Annotated in this window: 1 protein-coding gene and 1 pseudogene; both read left to right on the plus strand. The window is 67.7% G+C overall.

Going from position 1 to position 1,621, the window contains the following annotated elements; all coding sequences use genetic code 11:
- Positions 1-420: pseudogene (locus tag GH815_RS18945) on the plus strand (hypothetical protein); the annotation flags it as partial.
- Between the two features lie 28 nt (positions 421-448).
- Complete coding sequence (locus GH815_RS18635) at positions 449-1,567, plus strand: SufD family Fe-S cluster assembly protein (RefSeq protein WP_211365133.1); 1,119 nt, start codon at positions 449-451, stop codon at positions 1,565-1,567.
- Positions 1,568-1,621: the final 54 nt, after the last annotated feature.

Here is a 1,621-nt window from a genome sequence, read left to right on the forward strand (position 1 = left end):
GCCGAGGCGCTGGGGGCGGGCGAGACGCTGGCGCGCGAGGCGGCGGCGCTGGACCTGACCGATTTCGTGCGGCGCGACATGAATGTGGGCTTCTCGGGCGGCGAGATAAAGCGCTGGGAAATCCTCAAGCTGTTCCTTCAGGATCCCCGCCTGATGCTGTTCGACGAACCCGAAAGCGGGGTCGACCTGGAACATGTCATCGCCATCGGCCAGGCGATCCGACGCATCGTGCGCAGCCCCGACCGCCAGGACCGCCCGCGCGCCGGGCTGGTCATCACCCATACCGGCCTGATCCTGCGCCATGTCGCGGCCGACCGTGCGCATATCGTCAGGGACGGGCGCCTGATCCATTCGGGCGATCCCCAGACGCTTTTCACCCATATCCAGACCAACGGCTACAGCGTTCCCGACGCGGCCTGACCGCGCGGCAGCCTTCAAGGAGCAAGCGATGGACGACATGACAACCAGTTCCGGCACCCTGACCAATGCCGAACGCGACATCCTGCACGAGGTCGGCTTCGGCGACGAATCCACCCGCGCGGGCACCTCGATCCTGGCGGATCGCGCGATGCGCATGGCATTGTCGAACGATCCGGGCGTGGAGATCCTGCCGCTTGCCCAGGCGCTGAAGACCTATGATTTCGTGCAGGGGCTGATGTTCGGGCTGGTCGATCCCGAGGAGAACGAGCATGTCCGCCTGGTCGCCGAGCACATGCACGATCCGCTTGGCCATTTCATCTGGGTCAAGCCGGGGGCCAGGGTGAAACTGCCGGTGCAGAGCTTTACCCTGCTCGAAACGCCCCAGGGCCGCCAGTTCACCCATGACATCACCCTGATCGACGAGGGCGCCGAGGTCGAGATGATCTCGGGGTCTGCGGTGCCTGCCTCGGTGCGCAAGGGCCGCCACATCTCGATCGGCGAGACCTACATCCGGGCGAATGCGACCTGCCGTTCGGTCACGATCGAGCATTGGGGCCCCGAGATGGAGGTTCATTCCTATGGCTGGTCGCGGATGGAGGCCGGGGCTACCTCGACCGCGACCGCGATCATGATGTCGCCGATCCGCCATCATGCCAGCCATTCGGTCTCGATCCTCGACGCGGGGGCCAGCGCAACATCGCAGGCTGTCGTCTTCGCGCCCGAGGGCACCTCGCGGGTGCTGGCCAGCGAAACCCGCCTGATCGCTCCGGGCGCCCGGTCGCAGGACGTGACGCGGATGGTCTCGGCCGGGGGCGTCATCGAGAACCGGGCGCTTCTGGTCGGCGCGGCTGCCGGGACCGAGGGGTTCCTGGGCTGCGACGGGCTCAAGCTGACCGATGCGGGCGAGATCCGCGCGGTGCCGTCGCTTTCGGCGCTGGCCGAGGGCACGCAGCTTTCGCACGAGGCATCGGTGGGCCGGATCGACGGCGAGAAGCTGGCCTATCTGATGGCTTCGGGCATGTCCGAGGATGCGGCGCGCGACCTGATCGTGCAGGGTTTCCTGTCGCTATCGGACGACCAGATCCCTGCCCCGCTGCGCGCCCGCGTCGCCGCCATGGTGGCCGAGGCGAAATCGGGCGGGATGTAACCGGCGCAGCATGGCCGGGCCGGCAGCGCCCCGTCTGGCGGCAGGAGGTTGCGC

Origin of the sequence: Rhodovulum strictum (assembly GCF_009649175.1) — a bacterium.
GTDB classification, from domain to species: Bacteria; Pseudomonadota; Alphaproteobacteria; order Rhodobacterales; family Rhodobacteraceae; genus Rhodovulum; species Rhodovulum strictum.

Coding starts and splice junctions, on each gene's coding strand:
- GH815_RS18635 (WP_211365133.1), top strand. CDS start 449: ATGGACGACATGACAACCAGTTCCGGCACCCTGACCAATGCCGAACGC.